The 1,484-nt window shown below is 29.0% G+C and carries 3 protein-coding genes; 2 read left to right on the top strand and 1 reads right to left on the bottom strand.

Features of this window, described 5'->3' with window-relative positions:
• Window positions 1–260 (top strand): transposase (locus tag AP058_RS00035; protein ID WP_157492503.1); only part of this gene is annotated, 260 nt, incomplete at its 5' end.
• Window positions 261–302: 42 nt separating this feature from the next.
• On the opposite strand, the gene AP058_RS00030 is transcribed toward AP058_RS00035, so the two are convergent.
• Complete coding sequence (locus AP058_RS00030; RefSeq protein WP_066305304.1) at window positions 303–1,079, bottom strand: hypothetical protein; 777 nt, start codon at window positions 1,077–1,079, stop codon at window positions 303–305.
• Window positions 1,080–1,187: 108 nt separating this feature from the next.
• On the opposite strand from AP058_RS00030, the gene AP058_RS00025 reads away from it, so the two are divergent.
• A partial coding sequence (locus tag AP058_RS00025) for a transposase (RefSeq protein ID WP_197413356.1) occupies window positions 1,188–1,484 on the top strand: 297 nt, incomplete at its 3' end.

The following is a 1,484-nucleotide window of genomic DNA, read 5'->3' as shown; positions in this document are numbered from 1 at the left end:
AAAGTGGAAGTAGTATAAGAGGACGAGTCAGAATATGCAAACAAGGAGGTAAACAGCTGCGTAATATTTTATATATGTGCGCCTTAAATGCGAAGAAAACCAACGCACATTGTCGTGATTTATATGATCGATTAGTGGCTAAAGGAAAGAACAAAAAAGCAGCTCTAATTGCCGTATGCAACAAGCTGCTTAAAATTGTATTTGGAGTAGTAAAAAACAGAACTTTATACCAGGATATTTATTTGCAAAAAACGACGTAAAAATTAGTTTTTTTACACAGTTCATGTTACCAGCAGTTAGTTTTATTTACTATAAATAATCTTCCTTATTGTTTCAGATTTCTTTTGGAGTTGTCCGTTTGAAATGGTTGAGTAAATTTTTTTAACCCAATTGCCATATTTATCATATTTAATTTCCATTTCATATTTATCTGATTTTATTACATCACCATATTGACTTAAGGTATCTCCAGGTTTACCATTTTTAAATTCGATTTTAGATGTTTCGGAATTTATAAGTTCCCCATTTTTATTGAAGTATTTAATATATGCTTCATTTTTGTCATAATTGTAATCAGCAGTTTCTTTTCCTTGAGATTCATTTCTATTGAAATTACTAAGTTCAATTGGATAGCCTTTCTCATTATTTATTATAATAGTCTGACTGATAATATTTTGATTATTATCTTTTTCTGTAATATTATTCAAAAAACCATTTGAGTCATATTGATGTATTGCAGTTTCAGAAAAATGACCTAAAAGAGGATGCCAATTTTCAATTTTTCTACCAAGACTGCGAGTTCCAGTACTATCATATATTCTTGTTAAACGTTGTTTTAAATTATCATTTTCATCAAATCTAAGTTCTAATGTTACTTTGTTATGATTGTTGAAATAAATAATATTTTTAGTTTTTTCAATGTTTTTAGAATTGTAAAAAGTATTTTCTTCTGTAGTTTGTTTTACAATTTTATCAGAATAGAAAATATTTGTTTTCCCAAAATTTAAAGCAGTTAAAATGCTCTGAGAATGTATGTTAAATGTGCTTAATATAATAATTAAATATAATTTTCTCATCATTTTATGTCTAATTGCTGGTAACGTCAGTCTGTGAAAAAACCTCCGTTTTTATTCAAACAAATATAGCAAAACAGTTGAAATAAAGTACTAAATTTCGTATTTTTAAGAATGCAACACATCACAGGAATTTCCCGTAACCAAATGACCATTTCTTCATTAGAATCTAGCATTTCTACAGATAATCCCATCCGATTCATCGATGCTTTTGTAGAGCATATTGATTTAAAAGCATTAGGTTTTGAAGTACAAATACTAAAAACCGAAGGTCGGCCTAGTTTTGAAACTAATATTTTTCTCAAGCTTTATTTGTACGGCTATCTCAACGGCCTTCGTAGTTCGCGAAAACTCGGAAAAGAATGCCTGAGAAACATTGAAATGCAGTGGTTATTAGAGGGTATTGTTCCC

The organism is Flavobacterium sp. TAB 87, assembly GCF_001529295.1.
Taxonomy (GTDB): Bacteria; Bacteroidota; Bacteroidia; order Flavobacteriales; family Flavobacteriaceae; genus Flavobacterium.
The sequence above is the reverse complement of the archived record's forward strand: the minus strand, read 5'-3'. Positions and strand labels throughout refer to the sequence as shown.

Bases quoted from the DNA above. Each gene is read 5' to 3' on its own strand.
- AP058_RS00030 (WP_066305304.1), bottom strand. From the start codon at position 1,079: ATGATGAGAAAATTATATTTAATTATTATATTAAGCACATTTAACATA.